This window comes from Paenibacillus zeisoli (assembly GCF_003994465.1).
Classification (GTDB): domain Bacteria; phylum Bacillota; class Bacilli; order Paenibacillales; family Paenibacillaceae; genus Fontibacillus; species Fontibacillus zeisoli.
Genome location: NZ_RZNX01000007.1, coordinates 171,301 through 185,393 on the forward strand (window position 1 = coordinate 171,301; position 14,093 = coordinate 185,393).

General features: G+C 49.1%; 12 protein-coding genes. All 12 read left to right on the forward strand.

Features of this window, described 5'->3' with window-relative positions; all coding sequences use genetic code 11:
• Positions 1-52 precede the first annotated feature (52 nt).
• The 12 genes from EJP77_RS15870 (at position 53) to aroF (ending at position 13,976) form a co-directional block, all read left to right on the forward strand.
• A complete protein-coding gene (locus EJP77_RS15870; RefSeq protein WP_185897372.1) occupies positions 53-967 on the forward strand; it encodes a putative sporulation protein YtxC in 915 nt (304 codons plus the stop codon).
• A 425-nt stretch (positions 968-1,392) separates the two neighbouring features.
• Positions 1,393-3,330: a threonine--tRNA ligase gene (thrS, locus tag EJP77_RS15875; RefSeq protein WP_127200218.1), complete on the forward strand. Its 1,938-nt coding sequence runs from the start codon at positions 1,393-1,395 to the stop codon at positions 3,328-3,330.
• 331 nt (positions 3,331-3,661) lie between these two features.
• On the forward strand, positions 3,662-4,231 hold the full coding sequence (locus EJP77_RS21015) for a 3D domain-containing protein (RefSeq protein WP_127200255.1): 570 nt from the start codon (positions 3,662-3,664) through the stop codon (positions 4,229-4,231).
• A gap of 73 nt (positions 4,232-4,304) precedes the next feature.
• Positions 4,305-4,598 (forward strand): hypothetical protein, encoded by a 294-nt coding sequence (locus EJP77_RS15885; protein ID WP_185897373.1) that lies wholly within the window; start codon positions 4,305-4,307, stop codon positions 4,596-4,598.
• A 205-nt stretch (positions 4,599-4,803) separates the two neighbouring features.
• Positions 4,804-5,772 (forward strand): cell wall-active antibiotics response protein LiaF, encoded by a 969-nt coding sequence (liaF, locus tag EJP77_RS15890; protein WP_127200219.1) that lies wholly within the window; start codon positions 4,804-4,806, stop codon positions 5,770-5,772.
• Positions 5,773-5,777: 5 nt separating this feature from the next.
• The gene (locus EJP77_RS15895) at positions 5,778-6,821 is read left to right on the forward strand and encodes a sensor histidine kinase (RefSeq protein WP_127200256.1); all 1,044 of its coding nucleotides are present in this window, start codon (positions 5,778-5,780) and stop codon (positions 6,819-6,821) included.
• The gene (locus tag EJP77_RS15900) at positions 6,811-7,467 is read left to right on the forward strand and encodes a response regulator (RefSeq protein WP_127200220.1); all 657 of its coding nucleotides are present in this window, start codon (positions 6,811-6,813) and stop codon (positions 7,465-7,467) included. Before EJP77_RS15895 ends, EJP77_RS15900 begins: the two co-directional genes overlap by 11 nt.
• A 118-nt stretch (positions 7,468-7,585) precedes the next feature.
• A complete protein-coding gene (locus tag EJP77_RS15905; protein WP_127200221.1) occupies positions 7,586-9,196 on the forward strand; it encodes a S1C family serine protease in 1,611 nt (536 codons plus the stop codon).
• A gap of 242 nt (positions 9,197-9,438) precedes the next feature.
• Complete coding sequence (locus EJP77_RS15910) at positions 9,439-10,128, forward strand: response regulator transcription factor (protein WP_127200222.1); 690 nt, start codon at positions 9,439-9,441, stop codon at positions 10,126-10,128.
• 2 nt (positions 10,129-10,130) lie between these two features.
• Positions 10,131-11,588, forward strand: coding sequence for a HAMP domain-containing sensor histidine kinase (locus tag EJP77_RS15915; protein ID WP_127200223.1), 1,458 nt, complete (start codon positions 10,131-10,133; stop codon positions 11,586-11,588).
• A gap of 65 nt (positions 11,589-11,653) precedes the next feature.
• A complete protein-coding gene (locus EJP77_RS15920) occupies positions 11,654-12,613 on the forward strand; it encodes a 4-hydroxy-3-methylbut-2-enyl diphosphate reductase (RefSeq protein ID WP_127200224.1) in 960 nt (319 codons plus the stop codon).
• Between the two features lie 319 nt (positions 12,614-12,932).
• Entirely contained in the window at positions 12,933-13,976 is a 1,044-nt protein-coding gene (gene aroF / locus EJP77_RS15925) for a 3-deoxy-7-phosphoheptulonate synthase (RefSeq protein ID WP_127200225.1), read from the forward strand.
• The last annotated feature ends 117 nt before the right edge of the window (positions 13,977-14,093 follow it).

Here is a 14,093-nt window from a genome sequence, read left to right on the forward strand (position 1 = left end):
CCTCCCTGGTCTCACCATATACTTTGGAGAGAGAAGGGAAGGAGGCAAGGCCATGGAATTCTGTGTGGTAACGGCTGCTGTGGGAAGCAAAAAAGAGGCAGACCGGTTCGCCCGTCTTATCCGGCGTAAGTTTAACGGTTTACATAGAGACAAATCGGAGTTCAAATTGAGCTTTGTTACTAGCGGCGATAGGATAAGTGCTGTATTTGAAGGAGATGAGACCGCCTACAGCTTTGCGAAGCGCTCAATTACAATCCGCGAGAAGCTGTCTTATGCCCTTGCTGAGTATGTGATTGCAGAGAAGGAAGCAGACATAGTAAGACGGCTAGTCTCCAGGGAATATGATTTTACAGAGGAAGAGGATCGGACGGTAATTGTGGACTCCTGTCTTCATTTACTTACCCCGGAGATTGAGGGAATAGAAGTACGCAACCGGCGGTGCGGACAGCTCGCGGTGCACATTCGTCATTTTCTTGAAGAGAATACCGAACTGAATCTGGATGGATTTATGACTTTCCGGATGAAGGAGTATCTGGATCAGATCAGGGAAACTCTGGATTATGTGGTCGATGAGTATTTGCTCGATAAGCAGTATGAGGAATTTATCGGCTTACTGAAATATTTCGTGCATTTTCAGGAGACTCAGATCGAAGTGGTGCACTTGATGCACACGGGCGGAAGTGAGTTTACGATATATAACGAACACATGATGCCGCTCGAAGCCGCCGTAGTGGAAGGGGTTGTAGCCCGAATCGCCGATAACGAGCTTGAGCTTGAGGATGTCATTGTCAGCTCGCTCATCTCCTTGTCCCCTGGCCGGATCATTGTTCACACCCGGGAACCGGAGATACAGATCATTTCGACAATCCGGCAAATTTTTGGAGAACGGATTGAAATGTGCGAATACTGCCCGCGGTGCAAGGCATCTCTTGATAGAGGGCGCAAGCAGGGGAACCAGGGGCCGTAATGGGCAGTATGCCGTACAAAAGGGGCTGCACACCTTGACTGGTCTTCATTTGTAACGATATAATAACTGAAGAAATTGTATTTTTAGGAACAGCCATGATAAAGATATGGAATAAGGTACAACGGAACGTGCAGAGAGAGGAACCTAGGCTGAAATTTCCTCCGCTTCGACTTTATTCTACCCCTTTGTAGCTGCGGCTCCGAACACATTCGGATCTTCGATTCGAATTCAGTAAGAACCGCCGGATCATTCACGTTACAGAATGCTAATGAAGGACTTCAGCTGTGAAGATCATTATCCATTACAGCGATAGTCAAATTAGGGTGGAACCACGGGTAATCATACACTCGTCCCTTTTTGGGGCGGGTGTTTTTTGTTGTCCGCTTCGATGAAGAACGGATTTATTTTGGAGGAGGAAGATGAACATGGCAGTATCTATTAAATTGCCGGACGGCTCCGTACGGGAGTATGCCGAAGGCAGCACTTTTGAAGATGTGGCAGCATCCATCAGCAGTGGTCTCCGCAAGAACGCTGTTGGCGGCAAGCTGAATGGACAAGTGGTTGATCTGAATACGAAGCTGGTTGAAGGTGCGCAAATTGAAATTATCACCCTGGATTCCCAGGATGGACTTGAGATGATGCGTCACAGCTCAGCCCACTTGCTGGCACAGGCGGTAAAGCGTCTGTTCGGCAATAAGGAAGTCAAGCTTGGAATCGGGCCGGTTATTGAGGACGGCTTCTATTATGATATGGATCTGGAACACCCGCTTAATCCCGAAGATCTGCAGAAGATCGAGAAAGAAATGGAGCGCATCATCGGCGAGAATCTGCCGATTACCCGCCGCGAAGTAAGCCGTCAGGAAGCTCTGGATATTTTTGCGGAGCTTGAAGATCCTTATAAGCTGGAGCTTATTCGTGATCTTCCGGAAGACAGCATTATCACCATTTATGATCAAGGCGAGTTCTTCGATCTGTGCCGCGGCCCTCACGTGCCTTCCACTGGCAAGATCAAAGTGTTCAAGCTGCTCAGCGTAGCTGGCGCTTACTGGCGCGGGAACAGCAAGAACAAAATGCTGCAGCGGATCTATGGTACGGCGTTCGTGAAGAAGGCGGAGCTTGATAATCACCTCCACCTGCTTGAAGAAGCGAAGAAGCGCGATCACCGCAAGCTCGGCAAAGAGCTGAAGATCTTCACCTTCTCGAATCTTGTTGGACAAGGTCTGCCAATCTGGCTGCCGAACGGGGCGAAGCTGCGCCGCACGCTGGAGCGTTACATTGTTGATCTTGAAGAAAGACTTGGCTACCAGCATGTATACACTCCAGTAATGGGGAACGTGGAGCTGTACAAAACATCAGGTCACTGGGAACACTACCAAGAGGATATGTTCCCTAAGATGGTTCTCGATAACGAGGAGCTCGTTCTTCGTCCGATGAACTGCCCTCACCATATGATGGTCTACAAGAGCGATATGCGTTCTTACCGTGATCTTCCAGTCCGGATCGCGGAGCTGGGTCTGATGCATCGTTATGAAATGTCCGGGGCGTTAACCGGGCTGCATCGTGTTCGTGCCATGACACTGAACGATGCGCATATCTTCTGCCGTCCGGATCAGATTAAGGATGAGTTCGCGCGCGTCATCCGTCTGATCCAGCATGTATACGATGACTTCGGAATTCGCGATTACCGCTTCCGTCTGTCTTACCGTGATCCTCAGGATACGGAGAAATACTTCCAGAACGATGAGATGTGGGAAATGTCCCAACGCATGCTGCGTGAGGTTGTGGAGTCGTTGGATATTCCGTTCTTTGAAGCGGAAGGCGAAGCGGCCTTCTATGGCCCTAAGCTGGATGTGCAGATCAAGACGGCTCTTGGCAAGGAAGAGACGCTGTCCACCGTACAGCTGGACTTCTTGCTGCCTGAACGCTTCGAGCTTGAGTATGTTGGCGATGACGGTCAGAAGCACCGTCCTGTTGTAATCCACCGTGGAATCATCAGTACTATGGAGCGCATGACCGCCTTCCTGCTGGAGAACTTTGCTGGGTCACTTCCGCTCTGGTTGTCTCCTATACAGGCGAAGGTCATTCCGGTATCGGGTGCTTTTGACGACTATGCACGTGAAGTCATTGAGAAGCTGCAATCCAGCGGCATTCGTGTAGAAGCGGACCTGCGTAACGAGAAGCTGGGCTACAAGATTCGTGAGGCTCAGCTGGAGAAGGTTCCGTACATGTTCATCGTTGGTGAGAACGAGAAGAACAGTGCTTCCGTCTCGGTTCGTAAGCGCGGTGAAGGGGATATTGGCGCCAAGACGATTGACGAGACTGTGGCTTTGCTGCAGGAAGAGATTCGCAATCACGTTATTTAGGACGAGTTAATCTGTTAACCCAATTGCTGTAATACTTTCGTTAAACTGGATATAGGCTAGTATAAAATGCGGTGCATCTGGAGAACCTCTCGAATAAGGGGGAGATATTCATATGCATCGCATTTATTTTTGGAGAAAATTCAGTATTACACTGACGATGGCCATGATTATATTCAGTCTGGTGTTACCTGACAGCACGATATACGCAAGCGAGTTCAAGCCGTTATCTCTGTTCGAACGGTTTGTTAGCAAAGCTTTGGAATTTAGTGAATCTCATAGTAAGAAAGATAGCAGCAGGAAGAGTCCTATTGTTAAAAGCAGCAGCACGGCAATGCATCCCAATTGGGTGGTAGTCCCATCATTTCGTGATCGTGTCCGGAAGTTAGAGAATCAAAGCAAGAAGAGACCCGTGAGATCATCCGTGCAGATTAACCGGGGCAACCCATCGACGACCGTGCTCGCTGCACCTGATGACGAGCGGGTAATCAGAACCGTATCGGTTATGGCAACAGGATATACTGCAGGCATTGAATCTACCGGTAAAAACAGGAATCATCCGCAGTATGGCATTACGTATTCAGGCGTTAAAGTGCGAAGAGATAAGCGGACCGTGTCGACCATCGCAGCCGATCTCAGGGTGTTCCCGATCGGTACCATTCTGTATATTCCCGGCTATGGATATGGGGTTGTGGCCGACAAGGGATCGGCGATCAAAGGAAAGAAGATCGACCTCTATTTCTCCACTACGAAGCAGGTGTACAAAGAGTGGGGCAAGAAGAAGGTTGAGGTTCAAGTGGTAAAGCGCGGCCGAGGTAAGCTGACAGAGGCCATGCTTAAGGAGCTTGGACAAGTCATGCAGGTGAACAAAGAGGTTCCTGTGGATGTGTGGGAAAGTGCATAATGGATCACCCTGTTAACCATACTATGGACTGGGTGCTCAAGTACCCTGCAATTATCACAGGAGGTGACACAATATGCCACGCAACAATCAAATGAATCAAGGCAGCATGGGTGGACAAGGTAAATCCCTTACTCCGAATGAGAAATACGATGCAGAGTTTGCAGTGGAGACGGGTAACATGAATACTGTAGCCCAAAAGGCTAGAGCTTCTCACGCTGAGGGTCAGACTCACACAAACTCCCAGACACCGGATGAGAAATTCAATGCAGAGTTTGCTGAAGAGAGCAACAGTTCAAACAAACTGGGCTCTTTGAACAACAATTCTGTGCAGAACAGCCGTCAAAGCCGCAGCCGCCGCAACAGCTAATCCGCTGCGCCAAAGAAGCTGTCCCATCGTTAGATGGGGCAGCTTCTTTATATTTGTAGAGCCTCACCTCTTAATATGGTAAAAAAATCAAATGGCCTCGGTCTCAAGACCGAGGCCAAGCTCAACCTCACGCCGCTGTTGCAGTTCACCATTCCTGGTGTACACTTAAGTCAAGCTAAAGTTTACATCATTTGGAGGCGTGTTTATGGGAAATCATTTTGGTAGGTATATGGGCGGCCTTGTATTAATCGGAATCGGTTCGCTCTTTCTGCTGAATCAGCTTGGTTACACAGAGATCAGCATTGGATACATTTTCTCAACCTTTTGGCCGGTCCTTGTGATTATTGCTGGACTTACCCAGGTGTTTAACGGTAGACGTTACGGTTCTTCAGCTATAGGTGGTCTGATTGTCACTGTTGTCGGTATGTACTTTCTTGGAAGAAATCTGGATGTGATTGATTTGTCTCCAGGCGAGTTCTTCCGGTTCTTCGGTCCGGCTGCACTTATCCTAGGAGGGCTGTGCATTTTGTTCAAGCCGAGACATGGCTCATCGCGCAGGGAACGTCGCAGGGATCGCCACAATCACGAGACCCCATTCCCTCCGGAGCCGCCTTATCCACCTTATCCACCTTATCCACCTACTCAGCCTCCATTTCACCCGGAGATGAAATCCCCGCTGGATGAGGCCTTTGGAGAGAAATTCGGTGAAAAGCCACCTGCCCAGCCTATGAATCCGTGGGAGGATAAAGGGAAATCCAATCACTATAATTATGGTAACTCCTACAATGGACATGAGCGGATTAACAAATCGGGCTTTATCGGTGACGTGCATATTGGACGTGATTATTTCGAATTGAAGCCAACGAACGTCTCTCATTTTATCGGAGATACAATCATTGACCTTACCAAAGCTCAGATCCCTTATGGAGAGACCCAGATTAATGTGTCAGCCTTTATTGGTGATGTGAAGGTGTTCATGCCTGATGAAATGGATGTGGCTATCACGGTCAGCTCCAGTTCGTTCATCGGGGATATGAAGGTGCTGAATGAGAAGCAGGGGGGCTTCCTCAGTAATGTACAATCCAGTTCGCCACATTATGGTGAAGCCAGCCGCAAAGTGAAGCTCGTCGTCAGTGTCTTTGTTGGAGATGTTCGAGTGAATATGGTGGGCTAAATATGATGCTGCGAAATCTTAGAAGCACCAAGTGGGAGCTGCTGTTCTACTTTCTCCTGACCGGAAGTATGGCAGCGGCAGCCCTTTTTGTCCTTAATTCATCGGGATATATTCAGATTACGAATCCTCATATGTGGGTTTATTACGTCGTGGGAATAGTAGCTTTCTCGATCATTATTGGGTATCTTGCCGGACAACGCATCCAGCGGAGGATCGATGTGCTGCATTTGAATATGCTGCAGGTGGCCAAGGGAAATCTTCATGTCAGGATGCCTTCGATTCCAGATCCCACCTTTGCCGGTGTTTATCTGGAGTTCAATACCATGATGGCGGCTGTTGAGAAAAAGATGCAGCTCCTTCAGCAGCTTGGGGAGCAGGAGGTCATCGAGAAGGAGCAGGCTTCCGAGAAGGCTGTGCTTGAAGAGCGGCGCAGATTGGCCAGAGATCTGCACGATACCGTCAGTCAGCAGCTTTTTGCTATACATATGGCAGCGTCATCGCTGCCCAAGGTACTCGAGATTAATAAGGAACAGGCCTCGGCAGTCATGGAGCAGTTGATTCAGATGTCACAGATTGCCCAGAAGCAGATGAGAGCTCTCATTGCCCAGTTAAGACCGATGGAGCTCGTAGACAAAACCTTGTCTGAGGCACTGGATCAATGGTTCCCGGATTACTGCCGCCAGAATAACCTGAAAGGTATGAAGGAACTAGAGATCCAGGGTCAGCTGTCCGATGCCAAGGAGCATCAGCTCTTCCTCATTATTCAAGAAGCTATGGCGAATATTGTCAAGCATGCTGGAGCGAACCTGGTCAGTCTGTCGCTGCGCGAAGGGCCGAGGCAGGTTGTATTAAGTATTAGTGATGATGGGCAGGGCTTCAGTTCCAATTACCAACGGCAGGGCTCCTACGGTCTAATGACCATGCGTGAGCGAGCCGAGAAGCTGGGCGGTCATGTTGAAGTGATCAGCAAGCCTGGAGCAGGAACGACTATACGTGTACATATTCCTAAATTTGAAGAACGGGAAGAGAGCGATGAATATGAGCGGTGAAACGGTGAAGGTTATGATTGTGGATGACCATGACATGGTTCGGATGGGACTGAAAACTTACCTGATGCTGGATCCCCGGTTTCAGGTTATTGCGGAGGCGAGTGACGGTCAGCAGGCGGTTGATAGGTTAACCGGAACGGAAGGCGGGGTTATGCCGGACCTTATTCTAATGGATTTGATGATGCCGGTTATGAACGGGGCTGAAGCCACTAAAGCGCTGCTTGCCCGTTTTCCCAATCTGAAGATTGTTATCTTGACCAGCTTTCTGGAGGATGACCTTGTTGTTAAGGCTATAGAAGCCGGAGCGGTCAGTTATGTTCTTAAGACGGTATCCGCAGAGGAACTGATCTATGCGCTGCAGGGTGCTTTTAAGGGCATGCCAGTCATGACAGGAGATGTGGCGCAGGCACTGACACGCGGTCTTCGTCAGCGGACCGTTCAGAATGATGATTCCGGCTTGACCGAGCGCGAGAAGGAAGTGCTGCTTCTGATCGCCGAAGGCAAGACGAATAAGGACATTGGAGAGGAGCTCCATATCAGCATCAAGACCGTGAAGACGCATGTTAGCAATCTATTAATGAAATGCGAACTCGAGGATCGTACACAGCTGGCAATCTATGCGCACCGCCAAGGGTGGGTTTCTTAGAGCCGCAAGGTTTATCTCCTTTTTAATTGTTTTTAAGGTACGTTTAAGGTTTATAGTACACAATAAGAACAAGTAAACAAGATCCCTTACACTTATGGGATAAGGAGGATAATTAACCATGGACGAACAAAGAAACAAGCCCGGACAGGGCTTTGGGGATAATGCATCAGATAAGCCGCAGCAGCCTACAGAATCCGGTTCATCATACTATTCATATGGCCCCTTCCAATCTTATGGTCAAGATAATAGAGAAGCTGGAAGAGAGATTCCTTCTTCCGATCACAACAATGTTGAAATTACACCACCCCAGCCGGTGAGACCGCTTATGACCTCTTATGATATCCGCCCATCTAGCGAAGGTGGCAGCGGAGCTCAAGGCACAGGTTCCGGAGGCGGGGCTAGAGGGAATGGTAACTGGCAATATAACAACAGCAAGCCGAAATCATCCGCAAAATCAGTCATCGCCGGTATCTTGGCAGGCATGCTGATCCTTGGCGGAGGGATGTTTTTTGCTGACAAAGAGAATTTGTTCACCGGAGATCAAGCGGCTACACCAGTTGCCGCATATCCTGCCAGCAGCAGTTCGGCACAGTCTGAGCAAAGCACAGGCTCGAAGACGACTCAAGCGGTATTCCCAATGACCAATCCTGGCGATGTCAGTGATGTCGTAGATCATGCGGGATCAGCAGTCGTCAAGATTGAGACGCTCGTGAAGTCCAGCAAGCAGAGCCAGGGAAGCCAGGGAAGCGGCAATATGGATCCGTTCAACCAATTCTTCTTCGGTGGAGACAGCGGGATCTTTGGCGGTGACGGGCAGAGCGGAGGTAGTGGATCGGGTTCCACTTCACAAGGTGACCAGCTTGTACCGACGGGATTGGGTTCTGGTTTTATTTTTGATAAAACAGGCTACATTCTCACCAATGAACATGTAGTTCACAATGCGGATGTCGTACAGGTGACCGTCCAAGGCACGAATAAGCCTTATGAAGCTAAAGTGCTTGGCACAAGCTACGACTTGGACTTAGCCGTTCTCAAAATTGAAGGCAGCAACTTCCCTTCCATTCCACTTGGAAGTTCGGACAACACCAAAGTGGGTGAATGGCTGGTAGCTATCGGTAACCCGCAAGGCTTCGACCATTCGGTAACGGCCGGGGTCCTCAGCTCCAAAGGTCGTGAGATTTCGATTGCGGGCGAGAATGGGGAGAAGGACCGTAAATACGAGAACCTTCTGCAGACGGATGCTTCGATCAACCCGGGTAACTCCGGGGGACCTCTGCTGAACCTGAAAGGTGAGGTTATCGGTATTAACGTAGCCGTTAGCGAGAACTCTCAAGGGATCGGTTTTGCGATTCCAACAAGCACGATTAATGAAGTCCTTGATAAATTGAAGAATAATCAGGCCATTCCCAAGAAGCCGGTTCCATTCATCGGAGCTTCACTGATGACCCTAACGGATGAGGTTGCGAAGCAAATGGGTACGAATGTCAAGGAAGGCTCTGTAGTCTCCGAGATTGTATACAAATCCCCTGCTTACAGTGCGGATCTTCGCCCATATGATATTATTACCGGCGCCGACGGCAAGAATTTTGCAACCAAGGAAGACTTGATTGTCTACATTCAGACTCACAAAGTTGGAGATAAGGTTAAGCTGAACGTGGTACGCAATGACAGCAAGCTGGATGTTACCGTAACGATTGGCGACAAGAACAATTTCCAGAATCTGCAGTAAGTTAACTGGGCAGACATACCGGGCACGTAAGAAGCAGAAGCGGCAGGGAGAACCCTACCGCTTCTTGTTGTAGCATCAAAAAGGCCAGCCAGCTCAAAGCTGTCCTTTTGGTTATAGCAACCAATAGAACAGCCAATCTATTGCTGTCCTTTTGGTTATAAATTAAGGGATTTATTTTGATACAATACAGGTAGTTGAGATGGACCAGCCGTTTGGGTCTGGGATGCAAAAGGAGAGTTCCTATGAGATCGAGTATACTGATCATTGATGATGACGAGAAAATTATATCCATGCTGCGGCGGGGCCTGGCTTTTGAAGGCTATGATGTGTATTCCGCCCATAATGGCATGGAAGGGCTTCAAATGATGCTGACGGCAGATCCCGATCTGGTAGTGCTGGACGTCATGATGCCTCAGGTGGATGGCTTCGAAGTCTGCAGGCGGATTCGTGAGGGAGGGAGCAGCGTTCCTATTCTTATGCTTACCGCCAAGGACGAAGTAGAGAACCGGGTAAAGGGGCTTGATCTCGGAGCTGATGACTATCTGGTGAAGCCTTTCGCACTGGAGGAACTGCTGGCCAGAGTCAGAGCATTACTGCGGCGTAAAGAGAGTACCGCAGACGGAGATGTGCAGCGGCTTGTGTTCGAGGATATCGTTCTGGACTATGATTCAAGGGAAGTCATTAGAGCCGGGCGCAGACTTGAGCTGACCGCCAAGGAGTTTGAGCTGCTGTACTTATTCATGCAGAATCCGAAGCGTCTTTTAACCCGTGATCTGATTATGGACAAAATCTGGGGTTACGACTACAGCGGGGAATCGAATGTGCTTGAGGTCTATATAGCAATGCTAAGACAAAAAACGGAGGAGCAGGGCCAGAAGCGGGTAATTCAGACGATCCGCGGAGCCGGATATATTCTGAGAGGGGAATCTTGACCATGTCCATAAGATGGCGGCTGACCGCATGGTATACTTGCATACTGGCCGTAACTCTGGTGTTGTTCGGAGCTTCGATTTATGGACTTGTACGCTATAACATTTACACTGAGGTCAAGAAGAAGATCGTAGAGCAGGCGAATCAAATACGCAATCTGGATACCTATACAGACGGGCAGAATATTGATCTTCAACTAAGCAGAGATCAGAAGAACAGATTGGAAGACAATAATATTTCCTGGCAGATTTACAGCTTCTATGGTACTGGCATTACCAGTCTGGCTCCTGCCTTGCAAGATCGGAATTTAAGTCTGCCGGTGCCCAAGCAGAATGCCCTTGTAAATGGGGGGAAGTTCTCTGCTTTTACCAAGAATGGCTATTCCTTTATTCTGTTTGAACTTCCTGTGCCATCAGCCGACCAGCCCTTTGGGGTACTGTCACTGGCTGTAAATACAATGTCGGAAGACCGGCTCATGGATCAGATGAAGACGGTCCTCGTATTTGGATTCTTCATTACGGTAGTATGTGCTTCTACCCTGGGATTGTTCCTGGCCCGCAAATCCATGCGTCCCATCGGCAAGGTTATTGAAGCCGCTAATCAGATTCAGACGGGAAATGACCTGAGTGTCCGCATTGATTATGAGGGACCAAATGATGAAATCGGGCAGCTGATTGGCACGGTGAATCAGATGTTATCGAGGACAGACAGATTCTATAAGGAATTGGAAGAAGCTTATGCGACCCAGCGCAGGTTCGTATCCGACGCTTCTCATGAGCTTAGAACTCCTCTGACAACTATACGGGGAAATGTGGATCTGCTGAAGAAGGCTTGGGACCAGGAGGCGGAAGGACGTCTTCAGATGGATGAACAAAGCCTTCGCAGCCTGTCGATGGAAGCGATCAGCGATATCGCCGATGAATCCAAACGAATGAGCCGACTTGTGAATGATATGCTCTCTCTGGCACGTGCTGATACGGGTCAGACGATTACCAAGGATCCGCTGCTTATGTCTCCGATCGTGCAGGACGTCATTCGCAGATCCCAGTTCCTTACCCGTTCCGCGGCTTGGGTTCAGGGGGATCTCTCCGCTATTGCTGGCTTATATGTAGAGGGGAACCGGGATTATTTGCAGCAAATGCTGTTTATTTTTATTGAGAATGCCTTTAAATACACGCCTCAAGGTAAAGTGATGATCGATGCTGTGCGGGTAGGCGGCCAGATTGGAATCCGGATTGCAGATACCGGGATTGGGATGGACCAGAAGGATATTCCGCACATATTTGAACGGTTTTATCGTGCAGATCCCTCTCGGGGCGTTACCCAGGGGACAGGACTTGGGCTCTCGATCGCCAAATGGATCATCGATGAGCATCGCGGTTCTGTGGAAGTCATCTCCCGTAAGGGAGAAGGGACAGCCTTTGTAATCTGGCTCCCTGCCTTTCCGACCCCGCTTCAATAGGGTATAATTGAAGGTGTTTGGCAAATAGAGTTCAATGCAGCTCCTAGAAAGCGGGGTATAATTTCATGGAAGTCGTCAAAATCTCACCGCGCGGCTACTGCTACGGCGTTGTGGATGCTATGGTGCTGGCCCGTCAAGCGGCTAAGAACCTAGATCTTCCTCGTCCGATTTATATACTGGGTATGATTGTTCATAACAGCCATGTGACTAATTCTTTTGAAGATGAAGGGATTATCACGCTGGATGGTGCTAACCGGCTTGAAATATTAAGTCAAGTAGACAAAGGAACGGTCATCTTTACGGCCCACGGGGTATCTCCTGAGGTAAGAAAGATCGCCAGAGATAAGGGTCTTACTACGGTGGATGCCACTTGTCCTGATGTGACCAAGACGCATGTTCTGATTGAAGAAAAGGTCGCGGAAGGGTACGAGATTATCTATATCGGTAAGAAGGGACATCCCGAGCCTGAAGGCGCGATGGGTATTGCACCGGAGCATGTGCATCTCATTGAGCGGGAAGAAGAGATTGACCGTCTGAATCTTGACTCAGACCGGATCATTATTACGAATCAGACTACGATGAGCCAGTGGGATATTAAGCATATTATCAAGAAACTGGTAGAGAAGTATCCCGGTGCTGAAGTGCACAACGAGATTTGTCTGGCTACCCAGGTCCGGCAGGAAGCCGTGGCTGAGCAAGCTGGTCAGACCGATCTGGTTATTGTTGTCGGGGATCCGCGCAGCAATAACTCCAATCGTCTTGCCCAGGTTTCGGAAGAGATTGCGGGAGTTACAGCTTATCGGATTGCGGACGTTACGGAACTTAAGCGGGAATGGCTTGAGGGGGTTAGCAAGGTCGGGGTTACGTCAGGCGCATCCACGCCAACCCCAATCACCAAAGAAGTTATTGCTTATTTGGAACAGTATGATCCTGCCCGGCCGGAGACTTGGGAGATTGTGCGTACAGTGAATATGCAGAAGCTGCTTCCTCCTGTCCGGGAGAAAAGCCCATCGAAGACCTTATAAATTTAGTTAAAGCAGGCGCCCTTATTTGGGCGCTTTTTTTGACTAAGTGTATATTGTTAAGAAATTGTGAAGTTGCCTGGTGTCTTTTTATAAAATAGGCTAGGCTCTGTCTTGACGAAGGGGTAGACATCATGTATATTTACTTTAACGGATAAAAGCTTAAAAGCACACAAGCGTTTAAGTGAAAAAGCACTTAACAGCATATACTGCCCTGATAAGAACATATTCAGGAAGGTACAGAAGGGAATGCGGGCAGGCATTACCCGATCTTACAAACGTACAAAGCTAACATTTTAAGCCAATGAGAGGATGTTCAAATATGATCGTAATTACTTCCAACCATACGCCCGAAGAGCGTATTCAAGAGATCATCGCTGTAATTGAGAAGGAGGGACTGCAGGCGCACGTCTCCCGTGGGAATGACCGTACTGTAATCGGATTGATCGGACAGATCGAACCTAAGCTTGCAGAGCATCTGCGTCAGATGAAGGATGTCGAGAATGTGGTGAAGATCTCTAAATCTTATAAGCTGGCCAGCCGTGATTTCCATCCTGAGAATACGGTAATTTCCATTGGCGATGTCAAAATTGGCGGTGGGGAGCTTGTTGTTATGGGTGGGCCTTGTGCGGTAGAAACTCCTGAGCAGATCGATGAGATCGCCCGCCTGGTTAAAGCTGCCGGTGGACAGGTGCTGCGTGGTGGGGCATTCAAGCCGCGTACCGGACCTTACAGCTTCCAAGGAGTAGGTGTCGAAGGTCTGATCATGATGGCTGAGGCAGGGAAGAAGCACGGCCTGCTGACGATTACGGAAGTCATGACTCCTGAATATGTCGATGTTTGTGCGGAATATGCGGACATTCTCCAAATTGGAACGCGGAACATGCAGAACTTTGATCTGCTTCGCAAGCTGGGCAGCTGCGGCCGTCCGGTCCTTCTAAAGCGCGGATTCAGCGCGACTTATGATGAGCTTCTCAATGCGGCAGAGTACATCCTGGCTGGCGGCAATCCGGATGTGATGCTGTGCGAGCGGGGTATCCGTACGTTTGAGACTTACACCCGGAACACGCTGGATCTGTCAGCGATTCCTGTATTGCAGCAGCTCAGCCACCTGCCGGTCATTTCCGACCCGAGTCATGGAACAGGAAGACGTGAGCTGGTTGAACCGATGGCTAAGGCATCAGTAGCGGCTGGAGCCGACGGCCTGATTATCGAAATGCATACGGATCCGGACAACTCGATGACAGGTGACGGCGTTCAGTCTCTGTTCCCAGACCAGTTTGCAGGGCTGCTGCAAGATCTAGAGAAGCTGGCACCCATTGTCGGCAAGACATTTAAAGCCGCTCCAAGTACCGTACAAGTCTAAGTTTTTCCCGGGAAATAGATAGTTTAGAGAGCCCTCGCTATATCGCGCAGGGTTCTTTACCTATGTACAGCGATAAAAATGTGATGATACCTAACATGACCCATAAAAATACCTTAC

What these genes read in the sequence shown, in the direction of transcription:
- EJP77_RS15870 (WP_185897372.1), top strand. Translation starts at nt 53, where the DNA reads ATGGAATTCTGTGTGGTAACGGCTGCTGTGGGAAGCAAAAAAGAGGCA.
- EJP77_RS15905 (WP_127200221.1), top strand. Translation starts at nt 7,586, where the DNA reads ATGGACGAACAAAGAAACAAGCCCGGACAGGGCTTTGGGGATAATGCA.
- liaF (WP_127200219.1), top strand. Translation starts at nt 4,804, where the DNA reads ATGGGAAATCATTTTGGTAGGTATATGGGCGGCCTTGTATTAATCGGA.
- EJP77_RS15900 (WP_127200220.1), top strand. Translation starts at nt 6,811, where the DNA reads ATGAGCGGTGAAACGGTGAAGGTTATGATTGTGGATGACCATGACATG.
- EJP77_RS21015 (WP_127200255.1), top strand. Translation starts at nt 3,662, where the DNA reads ATGCATCCCAATTGGGTGGTAGTCCCATCATTTCGTGATCGTGTCCGG.
- EJP77_RS15915 (WP_127200223.1), top strand. Translation starts at nt 10,131, where the DNA reads ATGTCCATAAGATGGCGGCTGACCGCATGGTATACTTGCATACTGGCC.
- aroF (WP_127200225.1), top strand. Translation starts at nt 12,933, where the DNA reads ATGATCGTAATTACTTCCAACCATACGCCCGAAGAGCGTATTCAAGAG.
- EJP77_RS15920 (WP_127200224.1), top strand. Translation starts at nt 11,654, where the DNA reads ATGGAAGTCGTCAAAATCTCACCGCGCGGCTACTGCTACGGCGTTGTG.
- thrS (WP_127200218.1), top strand. Translation starts at nt 1,393, where the DNA reads ATGGCAGTATCTATTAAATTGCCGGACGGCTCCGTACGGGAGTATGCC.
- EJP77_RS15885 (WP_185897373.1), top strand. Translation starts at nt 4,305, where the DNA reads ATGCCACGCAACAATCAAATGAATCAAGGCAGCATGGGTGGACAAGGT.
- EJP77_RS15895 (WP_127200256.1), top strand. Translation starts at nt 5,778, where the DNA reads ATGCTGCGAAATCTTAGAAGCACCAAGTGGGAGCTGCTGTTCTACTTT.
- EJP77_RS15910 (WP_127200222.1), top strand. Translation starts at nt 9,439, where the DNA reads ATGAGATCGAGTATACTGATCATTGATGATGACGAGAAAATTATATCC.